The 15,750-nt window shown below is 58.8% G+C and carries 15 protein-coding genes; 11 read left to right on the top strand and 4 right to left on the bottom strand.

Annotated features, from left to right (window positions below; genetic code table 11):
* Position 1 precedes the first annotated feature (1 nt).
* The gene (locus tag RCCGE510_RS04240; protein ID WP_007627478.1) at positions 2-691 is read right to left on the bottom strand and encodes a 3-oxoacid CoA-transferase subunit B; all 690 of its coding nucleotides are present in this window, start codon (positions 689-691) and stop codon (positions 2-4) included.
* Positions 688-1,395: a 3-oxoacid CoA-transferase subunit A gene (locus RCCGE510_RS04235; protein WP_007627476.1), complete on the bottom strand. Its 708-nt coding sequence runs from the start codon at positions 1,393-1,395 to the stop codon at positions 688-690. The genes RCCGE510_RS04240 and RCCGE510_RS04235 overlap by 4 nt, the downstream gene beginning before the upstream one ends.
* Positions 1,396-1,663: 268 nt before the next feature.
* Between RCCGE510_RS04235 and RCCGE510_RS04230 the strand changes: the two genes are divergently transcribed.
* The 3 genes from RCCGE510_RS04230 to RCCGE510_RS04215 all read left to right on the top strand — a co-directional run bounded on the left by RCCGE510_RS04230 (position 1,664) and on the right by RCCGE510_RS04215 (position 4,927).
* Positions 1,664-2,086: a DoxX family protein gene (locus tag RCCGE510_RS04230; protein ID WP_037077767.1), complete on the top strand. Its 423-nt coding sequence runs from the start codon at positions 1,664-1,666 to the stop codon at positions 2,084-2,086.
* Between the two features lie 778 nt (positions 2,087-2,864).
* Entirely contained in the window at positions 2,865-3,821 is a 957-nt protein-coding gene (locus tag RCCGE510_RS04220; RefSeq protein WP_007627471.1) for an AraC family transcriptional regulator, read from the top strand.
* A 158-nt stretch (positions 3,822-3,979) separates the two neighbouring features.
* On the top strand, positions 3,980-4,927 hold the full coding sequence (locus RCCGE510_RS04215) for a LysR family transcriptional regulator (protein ID WP_007627470.1): 948 nt from the start codon (positions 3,980-3,982) through the stop codon (positions 4,925-4,927).
* A gap of 38 nt (positions 4,928-4,965) precedes the next feature.
* On the opposite strand, the gene RCCGE510_RS04210 is transcribed toward RCCGE510_RS04215, so the two are convergent.
* The gene (locus RCCGE510_RS04210; protein WP_007627469.1) at positions 4,966-5,466 is read right to left on the bottom strand and encodes a VOC family protein; all 501 of its coding nucleotides are present in this window, start codon (positions 5,464-5,466) and stop codon (positions 4,966-4,968) included.
* A gap of 229 nt (positions 5,467-5,695) precedes the next feature.
* Between RCCGE510_RS04210 and RCCGE510_RS04205 the strand changes: the two genes are divergently transcribed.
* The 8 genes from RCCGE510_RS04205 (at position 5,696) to RCCGE510_RS04170 (ending at position 15,128) form a co-directional block, all read left to right on the top strand.
* On the top strand, positions 5,696-6,454 hold the full coding sequence (locus RCCGE510_RS04205) for an IclR family transcriptional regulator C-terminal domain-containing protein (protein WP_007627459.1): 759 nt from the start codon (positions 5,696-5,698) through the stop codon (positions 6,452-6,454).
* Between the two features lie 138 nt (positions 6,455-6,592).
* Positions 6,593-7,516, top strand: a complete 924-nt coding sequence (locus RCCGE510_RS04200) for an ArsR family transcriptional regulator (protein WP_007627456.1) — start codon at positions 6,593-6,595, stop codon at positions 7,514-7,516.
* Between the two features lie 208 nt (positions 7,517-7,724).
* A complete protein-coding gene (locus RCCGE510_RS04195; RefSeq protein WP_007627455.1) occupies positions 7,725-9,233 on the top strand; it encodes an alpha-N-arabinofuranosidase in 1,509 nt (502 codons plus the stop codon).
* A 201-nt stretch (positions 9,234-9,434) separates the two neighbouring features.
* Positions 9,435-11,339 (top strand): ABC transporter substrate-binding protein, encoded by a 1,905-nt coding sequence (locus RCCGE510_RS04190; protein ID WP_007627454.1) that lies wholly within the window; start codon positions 9,435-9,437, stop codon positions 11,337-11,339.
* Positions 11,340-11,462: 123 nt separating this feature from the next.
* Positions 11,463-12,467: an ABC transporter permease gene (locus RCCGE510_RS04185; protein WP_007627453.1), complete on the top strand. Its 1,005-nt coding sequence runs from the start codon at positions 11,463-11,465 to the stop codon at positions 12,465-12,467.
* A 3-nt stretch (positions 12,468-12,470) separates the two neighbouring features.
* Entirely contained in the window at positions 12,471-13,328 is an 858-nt protein-coding gene (locus tag RCCGE510_RS04180; RefSeq protein ID WP_007627452.1) for an ABC transporter permease, read from the top strand.
* Between the two features lies 1 nt (position 13,329).
* Complete coding sequence (locus tag RCCGE510_RS04175; protein WP_007627451.1) at positions 13,330-14,319, top strand: ABC transporter ATP-binding protein; 990 nt, start codon at positions 13,330-13,332, stop codon at positions 14,317-14,319.
* Positions 14,316-15,128, top strand: coding sequence for an ABC transporter ATP-binding protein (locus RCCGE510_RS04170; protein WP_007627450.1), 813 nt, complete (start codon positions 14,316-14,318; stop codon positions 15,126-15,128). The genes RCCGE510_RS04175 and RCCGE510_RS04170 overlap by 4 nt, the downstream gene beginning before the upstream one ends.
* Positions 15,129-15,281: 153 nt before the next feature.
* Here RCCGE510_RS04170 and RCCGE510_RS04165 read toward each other — a convergent pair whose 3' ends face one another.
* Complete coding sequence (locus tag RCCGE510_RS04165; RefSeq protein ID WP_007627447.1) at positions 15,282-15,647, bottom strand: helix-turn-helix domain-containing protein; 366 nt, start codon at positions 15,645-15,647, stop codon at positions 15,282-15,284.
* Positions 15,648-15,750: the final 103 nt, after the last annotated feature.

Here is a 15,750-nt window from a genome sequence, read left to right as displayed (position 1 = left end):
CTCAGAGTTCCGGGACGACGAGATCGGCAACCGCCCCGTCGACATGGAGCGGCGCGCCGGTCATCGCCTGCAATTGCTCTTGCGACATTGCGGCCAGCTTTTCGCGCAGGACGAACCGTCCCTTGACGATGTCGATTACGGCATGGCTGGTATAGACACGGGTGATGCAGGCCACACCGGTCAGCGGGAAGGTGCATTTTTCCACCAGCTTCGGCTCGCCTGTCTTGGTGACATGCTCGGTGATGACGCAAACCTGCTTGGCGCCGTGCACCAGGTCCATCGCACCGCCGACCGCCGGCACGCCCTTGTTGCCCACCCGCCAATTGGCGAGATCGCCGCTCTGCGCGACCTGATAGGCGCCGAGGATGGCAACGTCGAGATGACCGCCGCGCACCATGGCGAAGCTGTCTGCGTGGTGGAAGAAGGCCGCGCCCGGCTTCAGCGTCACCGCCTTCTTGCCGGCATTGATCAGGTCCCAGTCCTCTTCACCAGCGGCCGGCGGCTCGCCGAAATTCAAGATGCCGTTTTCGGTGTGGAAGATTGCCTGGCGGCCGGGCGGCTGATAGCGGGCAACCATTTCGGGAAAGCCGATGCCGAGGTTCACATAGGCGCCGTCGGCGATATCCTGGGCGGCGCGCCAGGCGATCTGCGCATTGGAAAGTTTGATGTCATCTCTGATATCGACGGTCATGCGTAGGCCACTCCGGCTCGAATGAGTTCTTCTTCCTGCTGGGGATTGGCAACGGCGACGACGCGGTCGACGAAGATGCCGGGGGTCACCACATGCTCCGGGTCGATGCCGCCGGCCGGCACGATCGACGAGACCTGGACGATGGTCTTGGCCGCCGCCATGCACATCAACGGATTGAAGTTGCGGCCGGCCTTGTTGTAGGTGAGGTTGCCCTGGATGTCGCCGATCTCGGCCTTGACGATGGCGAAATCGGCCTTCAGCCAGCGTTCCTGCACGTAAAGGCGGCCATCGAATTCGGCGATGACCTTGCCGTCGGCCAGTTCGGTGCCATAGCCCGTTGGCGTGTAGAAAGCCGGAATGCCGGCCCCGCCGGCGCGGATCCGCTCGGCAAGCGTTCCCTGCGGTACCAGCTCGAGCTCGATTTCGCCGGCGAGATATTTGTCGGTGAAGGCGCGCGGATCCGACGAACGCGGAAACGAGCAGATCATTTTCCGGACCATGCCGGCATCGATCATCGCGGCAATGCCGATGCGCCCGTTGCCGGCATTGTTATTGATGACGGTGAGGCCCTTGGAGCCCTTGTCGATCAACGCATGAATGAGTTCGATCGGCGCGCCCGAGCCACCGAAACCACCGATCATGACGGTCGCGCCGTCACCGATCTCAGCGACGGCCGCCGCCGTGCTCCCGACTGTCTTGTCCATGCGGGATTTCTCCTTGGCTAGATCAGGTTCTCCAGCGTCAGCCATAAAGCCCGACGCGGCGGCCGGCAAGAAATTTGTGCGTTATTTGATTTTTGTTCGCATATCGCACGATCGCGAGCCAAGCCTGATCAATCGACCGAGACGGTGACGACGGGTGAAGAGCCAACCCTATCGGAATTTCCGAACGGGTTCTTCGCCACAATCCCTCTGTGTTCACCGGCCAGTTCCGACATTAATGGCTGAAGATCGACCCACGAAAGCACTTATGATGATTGACGTTAGAACCGCCCCATACGCAGCTCTTGCCTTGAGGCTCTCTATGGGCCTCATGTTCGTCGCTCATGCGGCGCAGAAAATTTTCGTATATACGCCTGCGGGCACTGCGCAGTTCTTTGTCTCGGCAGGCCTGCCTGGTTGGTTGGCCTATGTCGTTATCGCCTGGGAATTGATCGGCGGTCTGGCCCTGATCTTCGGTGTCTATTCGCGTCTTGTTGCCCTGTCATTCATACCGCTTTTGCTGGGAACCATCGTTTCGGTGCATGCTGCCGTTGGCTTCTTCTTCGACAACCCTAAAGGTGGCTGGGAGTTTCCCGCATTCTGGATTGCCGGCCTTGTCGGCTTAGCATTTGTTGGTGACGGGATATTTGCGGCCGTTCCCACTCCTGGCAGGCGCGGAAAAGCCAACACATAATGTCATGTGCCGTATATGGCCGGTCTTTCCAGGGGCACTGAGCAAGCGCGTTCTAAGGCCATGATCAGAATAATCTTTGACACCGACTGTGTAGCTTGTAGCCGGTTCGCCCATTTTATTGTGGAGCACGAGAAGCGACCGCAGTGCCAATTCATCAGCGCGTGGTCGCAGCTCGCCGCGGAGTTGGCAAGAACGCATGGGTATGACCCGTTAGTGTTCGAAAGCAGTTTCATGGTACTCGATGGCAGGCGAGTATTGGTCCGGTCAGACGCCGTCCTCGAAATTCTAGCATGCTTAAGAGCTCCTTGGCGGTGGCTTACGATCTTTAAGTTCGTGCCGAAGCGTCTTCGGGACAAGGTCTATACGATACTGGCCAAGCGGCGCTATGCCTGGTTCGGTCGCAGGGACAGATGCTTTATCGCCGCTCCTGCTTTGCAGGATAGATTTGTTGAGCCGGACAGATCGGCGCCCTAAATCGATCCGCAGGTCCTGCCGAGCGAGGCCGATCTCTTCACAACAGCACAAGGGAGCTAGGCGGGTCCGGCAGCGCTTACGAATAACTTTGGCAAGGAGCGCCTGGATCTGATTTCAGCCGCTGTAGTGGAATTGCCTCCCTTCGCGCAAACTGAGTTTTCCTTGGCACGCCTAATACAACTTACCGTTGAGGAACCTAAACCGTATTAAGGTGCGTTATCTTTCGGGGTTTTGAATGCCAAATTATCGTCTGCAGGCCAGCAGCAGTTCTACCCACATTCGAAGGAAGCTTGGAAAGGCGGAAATGTCCGCGCCAACGCAGACGATGGCCAGCGGATCCGATCCAGACCAACTCTCGGAGATATTGTCCGCGCCAAGATCGCCGATCAAGGTTGTCGCGCTGAACAAGAGTCCGGTTGCATTCCGCTGCAATTTTCTCGCCACAGAAGCGGTCAGCGTTGCCGATTGCGTCTATGAAGGCAGGCTCCTCTTCAAGCGGGAGGCGCCGAGCGATAAGATGATGATCTTCTTTCCGACACGGGGAAAAGTTGTTTTCAAACACCCGCAGACATCCATAGAGTCAGTTCCTGGACATTGCACCATTCTCGAAGGTCAATCCAGCACCGATACTCTGCTATTCGGCACGCGTCGCCATATGGTCCTGTTCATCGATAGGGCGAAAATCATGGGTCACCTCAGTCATATGCTTGGCAGGACCGTCAGCGGTAATATCGGTATTTATCCGCATCTCGATCTTGCGTCGAATCCAGGGCTCGCGCTGCTGCGTCTCGTCGAGCAGTTTTACAGCGGTCTTTGCGAGGATGGACCGCTGTCGAAATCGCCATTGGCTCTGGCCTCTCTTTGCGACACGATGACCTATCTTATCCTTGAAAACTGTTTGCATCGCTATACGAACGCACTGGCCCAACCTGCCCCCGGTCCAGCGCCGCGCCACGTAAAGTGGGCTATCGATTTCATGCAGGAGCATCTTGCCGAGCCGATATCGCTGAATGACATTGCGGTCGCCGCTAAGGTGAGCGCTCGAACTTTGCAACAGGGCTTTAGACAATTCAGGAATACCAGTCCAATAGCTCACCTGCGGGAGATGCGCATGGTCGCCGCTCATCAGGATCTGCTCCACTCCGGTCCGAAACGTACCGTAGCGGATGTCGCGGCAAAGTGGGGATTTATGCATCCTGGCCGATTTGCAGCGGAATACCAGAAGCGCTTTGGCCGCCTGCCATCACGAACGTTGGAATGATATCCCTGGGACGTGGGGGTCTTCGAATGACACCGGCGTCAATCAGCCAGCCGTCTTTTGCAAATTTACGACACCAGTCCAACGGTGGACCTCTAAACTTGAGATGCTCCGTTGAACGTGTTTCTAATTGCCGACCATCATCACCGAGATTGCAAGACATGACAGACGCCCTGACGCTCGATCAGTTCGTGGTTTTTATAACGGTTGTCGAGAAGGGTAGCTTCGCGGCGGCGGCGCGTCACCTCAACCGAGCCCAGTCCGTCATCACCTATGCCATTCAGAAGCTCGAAGAACAGAGCGGACTGCTGCTATTTGACCGCAGTCATTACCGCCCCGTGTTGACGGACGCCGGCAGAGCTCTTTTTCCGAGGGCACGGCGCATTGTCAATGACGTCTCGGATTGGCGTATTCAGGTCAAGGGCATCACTCACGGCGTAGAGGCACAGCTGACTTTGGTGCTCGATTCCTATGTTCCGGCAAATCTGCTGTCGCAGGTGCTTTCCGAATTTGAAGCAGCCTTTCCGCTTGTCGAGTTGCGCCTTGTCGTGAAGACATCGGACACGGCGGCCGAGGCTCTGCGAAATGGTAGCGCAGATGTGGGGATCATGATCCAATACAGGCCGAGCCTGGAAGACTTCGAGCGACGTGTCTGTGGTCATGTCGAACTCGTGGCGGTTGCCGCTCCCTCCCATCCTCTAGCCAACACGACCACCCATTTTCCCGCGTCGTATCTGAGGGATCACATCCAGCTTGTCCTTGATGCCATGGAGGAGATCGGCGATCAGGACCATGGCGTTCACGCCATCAATCGATGGCGAATGACGCATATGGAGACAAAACACGATCTACTGCGCGCCGGTATCGGTTGGGGCAGTATGCCGCGATTCAGGGTGGAGGATGACCTCCATAAGGGAACCCTGGTCGAGTTGACCCCGGATCGCTGGGAAGGCTCCGACCAAATGCCCAACTTTCCATTGATTGTGGCCCACCCGAAGAGGAAGGCGATCGGCCCTGCGGCTAGCTGGCTGATGGATAAATTTGTTGAGCATGGTCTTCAATTGCAGGCCTCCAACCGGTTCAGGACCCTCACCTCTCCGATCCGTTAACAAAATAGTGGGGCCGAAAAATCCGGATCAGAAACTCGTTATTCAGTGGCAAGCTTGAGAAGAGCTTGGAGATCTACCGGCGTATTCAGCGTGCGGACCTTATCCATCGTCAGCGTCGGTCCCCATGCCTCCCAGAATTCCGATCCGCGGTCCCAAGCGAGCTCGATTCCATTGCCGTCCGGGTCTTGAAGGTAGATAGCGAGATGACTGACGTGGTCGGCAGCGCCTTCGATCGGATACCGGTGATCGACAACGCTTTTTAAGGCACGACCTAAATCCTTTTCGGTCGGGTAGTTGAGAGCAAAATGGTAAAGCCCTGTACTCTCCACCGGCGCCGGTTTGCCATTGCTGCTTTCCCACGTATTCAGTCCGATATGGTGATGATAACCGCCCACCGACAGGAAGGCGAATGTTGGCAGCTGAAAGCGGAGTTCGAAGCCTAAAATCTCCCTATAGAAGGTAATGGAGCGGTGTAGATCTGATACTTTCAGGTGAACGTGACCGATACGAAGATCGTGAGGCGCGAGATAGTCGGGCATTCTTTCTCCGGTGTTGATAAGGATCTTGTGCGGCGCGCGCGCTGGCCACCAAAATTTATGCGGCGCGACTCGATCGAAAAAGCCGGAGAGTTTGGAAGCACATGTTCGAAAATTTCGATGATGCTTCTGCTGAACCACCCCTGCTTGTTTTCGGTGCGGGCTATGGAGTATCGACGTGGCGTTATTGAGCGTAGTCTGCCGCCAGTCAGGCTTCCAACGACAGGAACACATGCGCGAAACCGATTTTGTCAGCGGCTTTGCCCGCGGCCTGAAAGTCATCGAAGCCTTCGGCGAGACGCGACAGCGGCTGTCGATCGCCGAGGCCGCCAAGCTGACGGATCTCGACCGTGCCACCGTGCGCCGCTCGCTGCTGACGCTGGCCGAGCTCGGTTATGCCGATTATGACGGCAAGTTCTTCACCCTGACGCCGAAGATCCTCCGGCTCGGCCACGCCTATCTCGCCGCCACGCCGCTGCCGGCGCTGTTGCAGCCGCATCTCGATCAGCTCTCTGAAAGAGCCGGCCAGAGCGCCTCGGCCTCGGTGCTCGACGGCAGCGAAATCGTCTATATCGCCCGCGCCTCGCAGCGTCGCGTCATGTCGATCAATCTCACCCCCGGCAGCCGCCTGCCCGCCTATTGCGCCTCGATGGGCCGCGTATTGCTGGCAGCCCTTGGCGAAAACGAGGCGCGCGCCATTCTTGCCCGCAGCGAGCTGAAACAGAACACTGCGAATACCAGGACCGATCCGGACGAGCTGATCGCCGAATTCCGCCGCATCCGCACCGAGGGATATGCGATCATCGATCAGGAACTGGAGATCGGCCTCTGCTCGATCGCCGTGCCTGTGGAAAACGACCGCGGCGAAACCGTTGCGGCGATCAATATCGGCGCCCCGGCCGCCCTCGTCCCGGCCGCCGAGATGAAGCAGCTCTATCTGCCCCTGCTGAAGGAAACCCAGGCCGCATTGCGACCGCTGCTGCGCCGGTGAACGCCGGTCATTTGGAATGAAATGCCCGTTCCAAGACTCGAACGACCCCGCCTCAATCCTAAAATTGTTTAAATACCCCCACTTGATGTATCACAATTCTCGATATACATCATTTCTCCGGGAATTCTTGGGGGAATGATGGAACGTTCGTTTTTGACGATTGCTGCCGGTGAGAATAATACGGCGATACGGGCGCTTTCGGCGCCGGCGCGGGTCGAGATGCTGAAGCTGCTCTGCGCCAAAGGGCCGACGAATATCAACGATATCGCCCAGGCGCTTTCCCTGCCGCAGTCGACCGTCGCCACCGGTATCCAGATTTTGGAAGAGGCCGGACTGGTCGAGTCGCGGCTGGCCAAGGCCCGCAAGGGTAACCAGAAGATCTGCTCGGCGGTCTATAGCGAAATCCTGATCAGCTTCGAGGAAAGTGCCGCGCAACGGGCCAACAATATCATCGAAGTCGAGATGCCTGTCGGGTTGTACACCAGCTGCGACGTGCATGCGCCATGCGGCCTTTGCTCCAGCGAGAGCGTCATCGGCCCGCTTGATGTTCCCGACTATTTCCTTGATCCGCAGCGCATGCAGGCGGGGCTCGTCTGGTTCGGCCGGGGCTATGTCGAGTATAAATTCCCCAACAATGCCAAGGTGTTGAACAAGGACATCCGGGCCATCGAGTTCTCGATGGAGCTGTCGTCCGAGGTGCCCGGCACCAATGCGGACTGGCCTTCCGACATCACCCTCTGGGTCAACGGCATGGCGATCGGAACCTGGACCTCGCCCGGCGACTACGGTGACAAACGCGGCGCCTTCACGCCGCCATGGTGGAAGCTCGAGGGCTCGCAATATGGTATGATGAAGACTTGGCGCATCTCGACGCGTGGAACCTTCATCGACGGTGTCGCCGCCTCGAATGTCACGCTCGGCGACCTTGCGCTCGGCCAGCACTCGTCCATCCGCCTGCGCGTCGGCATCGCCGAGAATGCCGGCCATACCGGCGGCGTCAATATTTTCGGTCGCGGCTTTGGAAATCACGGCCGCGATATCATCATGCGGCTGCATGTCTGAAAATCGATATCATAAATCGTGATTTCGATTTTCACTTCTTTTTCAAATTAGCAACCGTTGAAATATAGACAACCTATTGTAATAAAAGTATTTTCCAGAAAATTACATTAGTATGATTAAAAACGCCGGTCGGTTGACAGAACGACATTCCTGATATCAAGTTGGAGGCAAGAAAACAAAATATCTGATACATAAACGGGAGGATCCGTTGAAAACCAATGTCGTTGCCCACCGCGATTTCCGCATCGCGACCATTGACTCCAGGCTCTACAGTTCATTTCTCGAGCATCTCGGCAGAGCGATCTACGGCGGCATTTACGAGCCCGGACATCCCACAGCCGATGAGGACGGTTTCCGCCGCGATGTCCTCGATCTGGTGCGTGACCTCGACACGCCCTACTGCCGTTATCCCGGCGGCAATTTCGTCTCGGCCTATAATTGGGAAGATGGCGTCGGCCCGCGCTCGGAGCGCCCGGTTCGTCTCGACCTTGCCTGGCGCACCCGCGAAGCCAATCAGATCGGCGTCAACGAATTCGTCGACTGGTGCAAGAAGGCGAACACCAAGCCGATGCTCGCCGTCAATCTCGGCTCACGCGGCCTGGATGCGGCCCGCAATTTCCTCGAATATTGCAATCATCCCGGCGGCACCTATTATTCCGATCTGCGCCGCAAACACGGCTGGGCCAATCCGCACGACGTCAAATTGTGGTGCCTCGGCAATGAGATGGATGGCCCCTGGCAGGTCGGCCACAAGTCGGCCTATGAATATGGCCGGCTGGCGGATGAGACGGCCAAGGCCATGCGCGGCTTCGACAAGTCGCTCGAACTGGTGGTCTGCGGCTCGTCCAACTCCGATATGGCGACCTATCCGGATTGGGAGGCTCAAGTTCTCGAACAGTGCTATGACAGCGCCGACCATATCTCGCTGCATATGTATTTTGCCAACCGCGAGAAGAACACCCTCAACTATCTCGCCCGGGCGACCAAGCTCGACCGTTACATCACCACGATCGGCGGCGTGATCGACTATATCAAGGCGAAAAAACGCTCGAAAAAGACGATCGGCATCTCCTTCGACGAATGGAACGTCTGGTATCATTCCAACCAGCAGGACAAGGAAATCCTGGCGCGCGACGAGTGGCCGGATGCACCGCATCTGCTCGAAGACGTCTATAATTTCGAGGATGTGCTGCAGGTCGGCGGTATCCTGAACACCTTCATCCGCCGCTCCGACCGGGTGCGCATCGCCTGCATCGCCCAGCTCGTCAACGTCATCGCCCCGATCATGACCGACGACGGCGGGGCCGCCTGGCGCCAGACGATCTATTACCCCTTCTACTATGCCTCCCGGTATGGCCGTGGATCGGCACTGCAGCTGGTCGTCGATGGCCCGACCTATGACAGCGACGAGGAAAACGACGTCCCCTATCTCGATGTCTCCGCGGTCCATTCCGAGGATGGCAAGACGCTGACCTTCTTTGCCGTCAACCGTCATCCGAACACGGCGCTCGATCTCGATGTGCGGCTGGAAGGTTTTGGCACCGCGAGCGTCGTCGAGCAGGTGGAGATGACCAATAGTGATCTGCAAGCCGTCAACACGGCTCAGCGGCAAGACACGGTCGCGCCGGTCAATGTCCAGAGCGCCAAGATCGAGGACGGCAGGTTGCGGGCGGCGCTGAAGCCGCTGTCCTACAACGTCATTCGGCTGTCGGTGTGACAGCCGCCGCCGGGTAAGGCCGATTGGCCCCGGCTGAAGAGGTTCGGCTCGACTGCGAGGAGGCAGGCGGGCCGGAGGGATGGTTGGCTGAAGCCTCGGACCTTGAGTGTCTCAAGTCCTGATGCTTTCGCGAACCGACAACCGCGACGTGCCCATGCGTGCCTTATGGCCGCCGCATCGTCGCTTTCTAGGGAGGAGTTCATGCAACAGTGGAAGAGGCTCGCATTTGGCGTCGCGCTGGCCGCACTCGGCCTGACAGCGGCGGCCAAGGCCGATGACTACACCTCCTTGCCGCGCAAGGAGACGCTCATCGTCGAAAATCCGGAAGGGACGATCAAGAATCCGGGCTGGTTCAATATCTGGGTCAATGGCGGCGGCGGTGTTTCCACCGGCCTGCAGCAGCTGACCATGGATACGCTCTGGTATATCGACCCCGAACAAGGGCTTGGCGGCTCGACCTGGGACAGTTCGCTGGCCGCCGACAAGCCGCAATACAATGCCGACTTCACCGAGATGACCGTGAAACTGCGCAAGGGGCTCTTCTGGAGCGACGGCGTCGAGTTCACGGCAGACGATGTGGTCTATACCGTCAAAACGCAGATGGATCATCCCGGCATGGTCTGGAGTGCTGCCTTCTCGGTGCAGGTGGCAAGCGTCGAGGCGACCGATCCCCAGACGGTGGTGTTCAAGCTGAAGAAGCCCAATTCGCGCTTCCACGCCCTTTTCACCGTTCGCTGGAACGGCGCCTGGATCATGCCCAAGCATGTGTTCGAGAAAGTGGCCGACCCGATCCGCTATGATTTCGCCAATCCCGTCTCGCTCGGCGCCTACAAGCTCAAGGCTTATGATCCCCAGGGCAAATGGTATACTTGGGAAAAGCGTGAAGACTGGCAGAAAACATCGCTGGCCCGCTTCGGCGAACCGGCCCCTAAATATGTGACCTACACCGATCCCGGCCCGCCGGATAAACGCACCATCGCTCAGCTCGAGCACAATCTCGATATCATCCACGACAACACGCCTGAGGGCATGTTCACCCTCAAGGAAAAATCCAAGTCGATTGCGACCTGGTTCCCGGGCTTCCCCTTCGCCCATCCGGATCCGACACTTCCGGCTGTGATCTTCAACACCCAGGATCCGACCTTTGCCAATCCCGACGTGCGCTGGGCGCTGGCCCTGCTGATCGACATCAAGGCCGTCGACATGGCGAGCTATCGCGGCACGGCGACGCTGTCGGCGCTCGGCGTACCGCCGACGGCCATTGCCATGAAAGACTATCAGGCGCCGATGCAGGATTGGCTGAAGGACTTCGAGGTCGACACCGGCAAGCAGAAGATCAAACCCTATGATCCGACAATCGGACAACAGGTTGCCGATCTGCTGCGCAAGCAGCCGAAGTTCAAGGACCAGATCCCGACCGACCCTGAGGCGATCAGCACGGCATTCGGCTATGGCTGGTGGAAACCGAACCCGCAGGCAGCCGGCGAACTGCTGGAGAAGGCAGGCTTCAAGAAGACCGGCGGCAAATGGATGACCCCGGATGGCAAGCCGTTCAGGATCCGGATGACCGTCGAGGGCGATTCGCGCTCGGTCTTCACCCGGGCAGGCACGCTGATCGCGCAGCAATGGGCCGCCTTCGGCATCGACGCCAAGGCGGTGCCCACCGAGAAACTGTGGCAGGTGGCGCTGCAGCCCGGCGATTTCCAGGTGGCGATCGCCTGGAGCGTCGAGACCTGGGGCGGCGATCCCGACCTGTCGTTCTTCCTCGACAGCTGGCACTCGCAGTTCGTCGCCAAGAAGGGTGATAATCAGCCGCCGCGCAACTGGCAGCGCTGGTCCAATCCGGAGCTCGACAAGATCATCGAGACCATCCGCGGCATCAGCGCCGACGACCCCAAGGGCATCGAGCTCGGCAAGGATTATCTGAAGCTCGTCGCCCGCGAAATGCCGACGATCCCGCTGATGTCCTATAACGTCTTCACCTCGATGGACACGACCTATTGGACCGGCTACCCGACGATCGATGACCCTTACACAGACCCGGTGCCGAATTGGGCGAACTCCAGGCTGATGATGGTCAAACTGAAGCCGGCTCAACCGAAATAATCCTCCCAACGCCGGCGCGCAGCCATCGCGCCGGCCCCCTTATCGACGGGCACCAGCCCGTCGATCCTTTCCCATCGGTGCTTTCCAGGCGATGAGAGGGAACCAGAGAGGAACCACTGCCCTATGACGTCCTATCTGATCTTTGTGCTGAAGCGGTTCGGTCAGTTTCTGCTCGTCGTCTTTCTTGGCGTCAGCATCACATTCTTTATCACCCACCTGACCCCGATCGATCCGGTCGAAGAAAGCATCGGCGCCATCACCCAGATGGGACAGTCCGATCCGAATGCGATCGAACTGATGCGTCAGTCGCTTCGCGAGCTTTACGGCATGGAGGGCTCGATCTGGCAGCAATATCTGCATTTCTGGCTGCGGCTTGCGACCGGTGATCTCGGCCCCTCGCTTTCGGCTTTTCCGACGCCTGTTTCCACCATCATTCTGCGGTCCCTGCCCTGGACCATCGGGCTGATGACGGTGTCCACGGTGATCACCTTCGTGCTCGGCAATGCGATCGGCGCGCTCGCCGGCTATTACCGGAAGAACATGGTGCTGAAGGCCGTCAGCCTCGTCTGCATCGCCCTGCTTCCCATTCCCTATTATATTCTGGCCTTCGTGCTGCTCATCCTGTTCGGCTATCTCTGGCCGGTGCTGCCGATCAATGGCGCCTACGAGATGAACGCCAATCTGGACCTTTCCTTCGCGCTGGTGCTCGATGTCCTCGAACACTCGATCCTGCCGGCCCTGTCGCTGATCCTTGTCGGAACCGGCAGCTGGCTGATCGGCATGCGCGCGCTGGTGTCCAACATCATCACCGATGATTACGTCGTCTTCGCCGAGCTCGGCGGCGTGCCGAAGCGGAAAATCCTCCGCTCCTATATCGCCCGCAATGCCATGGTGCCGCAGTTCACCGGGCTTGCCATGTCGCTCGGGGCGATCTTCAACGGCACCGTCATCACCGAAATCGTCTTCGGCTATCCGGGCATCGGCAACCTGCTGATTTCAGCGGTGCATGCCGGCGATTACAGCCTGGTGCTCGGCCTCAGCGCCTTGTCGATCGTCGGCGTCGCCGCCGCGGTGTTCATCATCGACATTCTGAGCCCGCTGATCGACCCGCGTATCAAGGTGGAATAGACCATGTTTACCATCGTCCGTGACCTCGCCCGCCAGAATATGGAATTCCTCTGCGGCCTGCTGCTCTTTGCCGTCATCGTCGGTCTGATCGTCCTGTCCTATTTCTCGCCCTACGCCCCGACGGACATCTATCTGCTGCCGCCCGACATGCCGCCCGATGGCGATTATTGGCTCGGCACGACATCGCGCGGCCAGGACGTTTTCTGGCAGCTGACGACGGCGCTGCGCAACACTTTGTATTTCGGCATCGGCGTCGCCTTTATCTCGCGCATCATATCGCTGGTCGTCGGCCTGGTTGCCGGTTATGCCGGCGGCGCCGTCGACCGGGTGCTGATGGCGATCAACGATAGCGTCATGGTCATCCCGCAATTTCCGCTGCTGATCCTTTTCTATTTCGTGCTGAAGGACAGCATGACCTGGACCGCGCTGATCGTCATCATGGCCTCGCTCGGCTGGTCCTACGATGCCCGCCTGATCCGTTCGGTGGCGATCGGCCTGAAGAGCAGATCCTTCACCACCCAGAGCGTCTATTCCGGCATGAGCATGCGCAAGATCCTGGTCGAGGAGCACCTGCCCTATGTTCTGCCGATCGTCTTTGCCACCACGATGAACAACATGATCTGGTCGATCGGCATGGAAATCACCCTCTCGGTGCTCGGCTTCACCGATATCGAGACGCCGACCATGGGCATGATGATCTACTGGGCCAATGCCCATTCGGCGCTGATATCAGGCATATGGTGGTGGGTGGCGGCACCCGTCGCCGCGATCGTCGTTCTGTTCCTGGCGCTCTTCCTGCTGTCGATGTCGATGAACGAATACAATGATCCGCGCAGCCGGCTGAACCGGATGGGAAGTTAGCATGGAGCCTTTGGTCGAAATCGAGAATCTGAAAGCCTACTACCGCGCCTTCCTCTACGGCGTCGATCGCGAAGTGCGCGCCGTCGACGATATTACCCTGACGATCGGCCGCGGCGAGGTCTATGGCGTCGCCGGTGAATCGAGCAGCGGCAAGACCACGCTGATCAAGACCATCGCCGGCGCCATCCGGCCGCCGCTCCGGGTGGTATCGGGAAGCGTCAAATTCCATTTCGCCGGCGGCACCCAGGATATTTATGCGATGAAGCCGGATGAGCGCATGGCGCTGCGCTGGCGGCATCTGTCCTATATCATGCAGGGCTCGATGAATGTGCTCAATCCGGTGCGCCGGATCCGCCATTCCTTCACCGATTTCGCCTTCCGCCACATGCCCGTGGGCAAGGATATGTTCTTCGAAAAAGTCGCCACCCATCTGCAGCGGCTGAAGCTCGATCCGCATCTGCTCGACGCCTATCCGCACGAACTCTCCGGCGGCATGCGCCAGCGCATGACCATTGCGCTGGCCACCATCCTGACGCCGGAATTCATCATCGCCGACGAACCGACGACGGCGCTCGACGTCATCGTTCAGCGTGACGTGCTGTCGATGATCCGCGAAATCCAGCGCGAGATGGGTTCGTCCTTCCTGTTCGTCACCCATGATATGGGGGTTCACGCGACGGTCTCCGACCGCATCGGCATCGTCTATGCCGGGCGTCTCGTCGAGGAGGCGCCAACCGCCAAACTCTTCAGCATGCCGCTCCACCCCTATACCCAGCATCTGGTCGGCAGCCTGCCGCGGATCGGCGATCCCACGACGCGGCCCTCGCTCGAGGGTCGTCCGCCGAACCTTGCCATGCCGCCGGAAGGCTGCCGGTTTCACCCGCGCTGTCCGAAGCGGATGGAGATCTGCTCGCAGAAGGTGCCGCCGCTCGTCACCGTCGAGCCGGGGCGCCGCGTCGCCTGTTTTGCAGTTACGGGAGATCAGGTTTGAGCCCTCTGCTTCACCTCTCGCATGTCACGAAAGTCTATCGCCAGGGCGGCATGCTCGGCCGGCGCCTGGTCACGGCGGTCAAGGATGTCAGCTTCGAACTCGGCGAGGAGCCGGAGATTCTGTCGATCGTCGGCGAATCCGGCTCGGGCAAATCGACGATCGCCGCGATGATCCTCGGGCAGACCACACCGACGGAAGGGCAGCTCGAATTCTCCGGCAAAACCGTCTCCATCCATAGCCGATCCGAACGCAAGGCCTTCATGAAGGAGGTCCAGCCGGTTCTGCAGAACCCGTTCGAAGCCTTCAATCCGCTGAAGCGGGTCGACCGCTACCTGTTCGAGACCGCCCGCAACCTATCGGGCCCGGGAAAACGGATCGACCGCAAAGAAGCCGAGCACATGGCCGATGCCGCCCTCGTGCATGTCGGCCTGACCCTCGAAGAAGTCAAAGGCCGCTTCCCCCACGAACTGTCCGGCGGCCAGCTTCAACGCGTCGCCATTGCCCGCGCGCTGATCCCGCAACCCCGCCTGCTGGTCGCCGACGAGCCGGTCTCGATGGTCGACGCCTCGCTGCGCATGGCGATCGTCAACCTCTTCGGCCGCCTGAAAAACGAACTCGGGCTGTCGATCATCTACATCACCCACGATCTGGCCACCGCCTATTACGTGAGCGACAACATCATCATCATGCGCAAGGGCGAGATCGTCGAGCGGGGACCGGCCCGCCCCGTACTGGATAATCCGCAGCATCCCTATTCGCGCGCGCTCAAGGAGGCGGTGCTGGCGGCGGATTTCAGCCCGGTGGCGTGAGTGCTAATGCATGTCGCCGGGAAGTGTGCAGCGGTTCCCGGATAACGACATGCGCAAAAACAAAGAGCTAAAGCGCGTCGCATGAATCAAGTTAGGTGCGACGCTTTAGCCGCGGGTCAAGATATCCGGCAATGTAGCGAAGAAGCAGATCGTTTAGCTTGCTTCAACCGCAAAGGGCGTGGTCCGAGCTCTTTTGATCGACGCGATCTCGTCCATGTTTCGGTTTCCCCAGTCGCATATGGCCTTCATCGAACTGGCGAGGTCCAAACCCAAAGTCGTCAGCTCGTACTCTACATGCGGAGGGACGGTCTTGAAGTCGATCCGTTGTACGAGACCATCGATTGTCAGCTCCTTTAGCTGCTGGCTCAACATCTTTTCGCTCACGTTCCCAAGAATCCGCCGCAGCTCGCTGAAGCGAAGCGTCGCGCCGTGAAGATGATGTAGGATCAACAGCTTCCACTTGCCGCCAACTAGGTCGACTACGGCTTCCATGCCGCAGCGGAATGGGGATTCTGACATTACGATCACCTCCGATTTACACTTACCAAAAGGTACGTACTAGCGTTCCAGTTTGCTTAGACTATCTTATTCCCATGGAGCGACAAGCTAAAACCTAAGGAAT

This window comes from Rhizobium sp. CCGE 510, assembly GCF_000292525.1.
Taxonomy (GTDB): Bacteria; Pseudomonadota; Alphaproteobacteria; order Rhizobiales; family Rhizobiaceae; genus Rhizobium.
The sequence above is the reverse complement of the archived record's forward strand: the minus strand, read 5'-3'. Positions and strand labels throughout refer to the sequence as shown.

What these genes read in the sequence shown, in the direction of transcription:
- RCCGE510_RS04240 (WP_007627478.1), bottom strand. Translation starts at nt 691, where the DNA reads ATGACCGTCGATATCAGAGATGACATCAAACTTTCCAATGCGCAGATC.
- RCCGE510_RS04235 (WP_007627476.1), bottom strand. Translation starts at nt 1,395, where the DNA reads ATGGACAAGACAGTCGGGAGCACGGCGGCGGCCGTCGCTGAGATCGGT.
- RCCGE510_RS04230 (WP_037077767.1), top strand. Translation starts at nt 1,664, where the DNA reads ATGATTGACGTTAGAACCGCCCCATACGCAGCTCTTGCCTTGAGGCTC.
- RCCGE510_RS04220 (WP_007627471.1), top strand. Translation starts at nt 2,865, where the DNA reads ATGTCCGCGCCAACGCAGACGATGGCCAGCGGATCCGATCCAGACCAA.
- RCCGE510_RS04215 (WP_007627470.1), top strand. Translation starts at nt 3,980, where the DNA reads ATGACAGACGCCCTGACGCTCGATCAGTTCGTGGTTTTTATAACGGTT.
- RCCGE510_RS04210 (WP_007627469.1), bottom strand. Translation starts at nt 5,466, where the DNA reads ATGCCCGACTATCTCGCGCCTCACGATCTTCGTATCGGTCACGTTCAC.
- RCCGE510_RS04205 (WP_007627459.1), top strand. Translation starts at nt 5,696, where the DNA reads ATGCGCGAAACCGATTTTGTCAGCGGCTTTGCCCGCGGCCTGAAAGTC.
- RCCGE510_RS04200 (WP_007627456.1), top strand. Translation starts at nt 6,593, where the DNA reads ATGGAACGTTCGTTTTTGACGATTGCTGCCGGTGAGAATAATACGGCG.
- RCCGE510_RS04190 (WP_007627454.1), top strand. Translation starts at nt 9,435, where the DNA reads ATGCAACAGTGGAAGAGGCTCGCATTTGGCGTCGCGCTGGCCGCACTC.
- RCCGE510_RS04185 (WP_007627453.1), top strand. Translation starts at nt 11,463, where the DNA reads ATGACGTCCTATCTGATCTTTGTGCTGAAGCGGTTCGGTCAGTTTCTG.
- RCCGE510_RS04180 (WP_007627452.1), top strand. Translation starts at nt 12,471, where the DNA reads ATGTTTACCATCGTCCGTGACCTCGCCCGCCAGAATATGGAATTCCTC.
- RCCGE510_RS04175 (WP_007627451.1), top strand. Translation starts at nt 13,330, where the DNA reads ATGGAGCCTTTGGTCGAAATCGAGAATCTGAAAGCCTACTACCGCGCC.
- RCCGE510_RS04165 (WP_007627447.1), bottom strand. Translation starts at nt 15,647, where the DNA reads ATGTCAGAATCCCCATTCCGCTGCGGCATGGAAGCCGTAGTCGACCTA.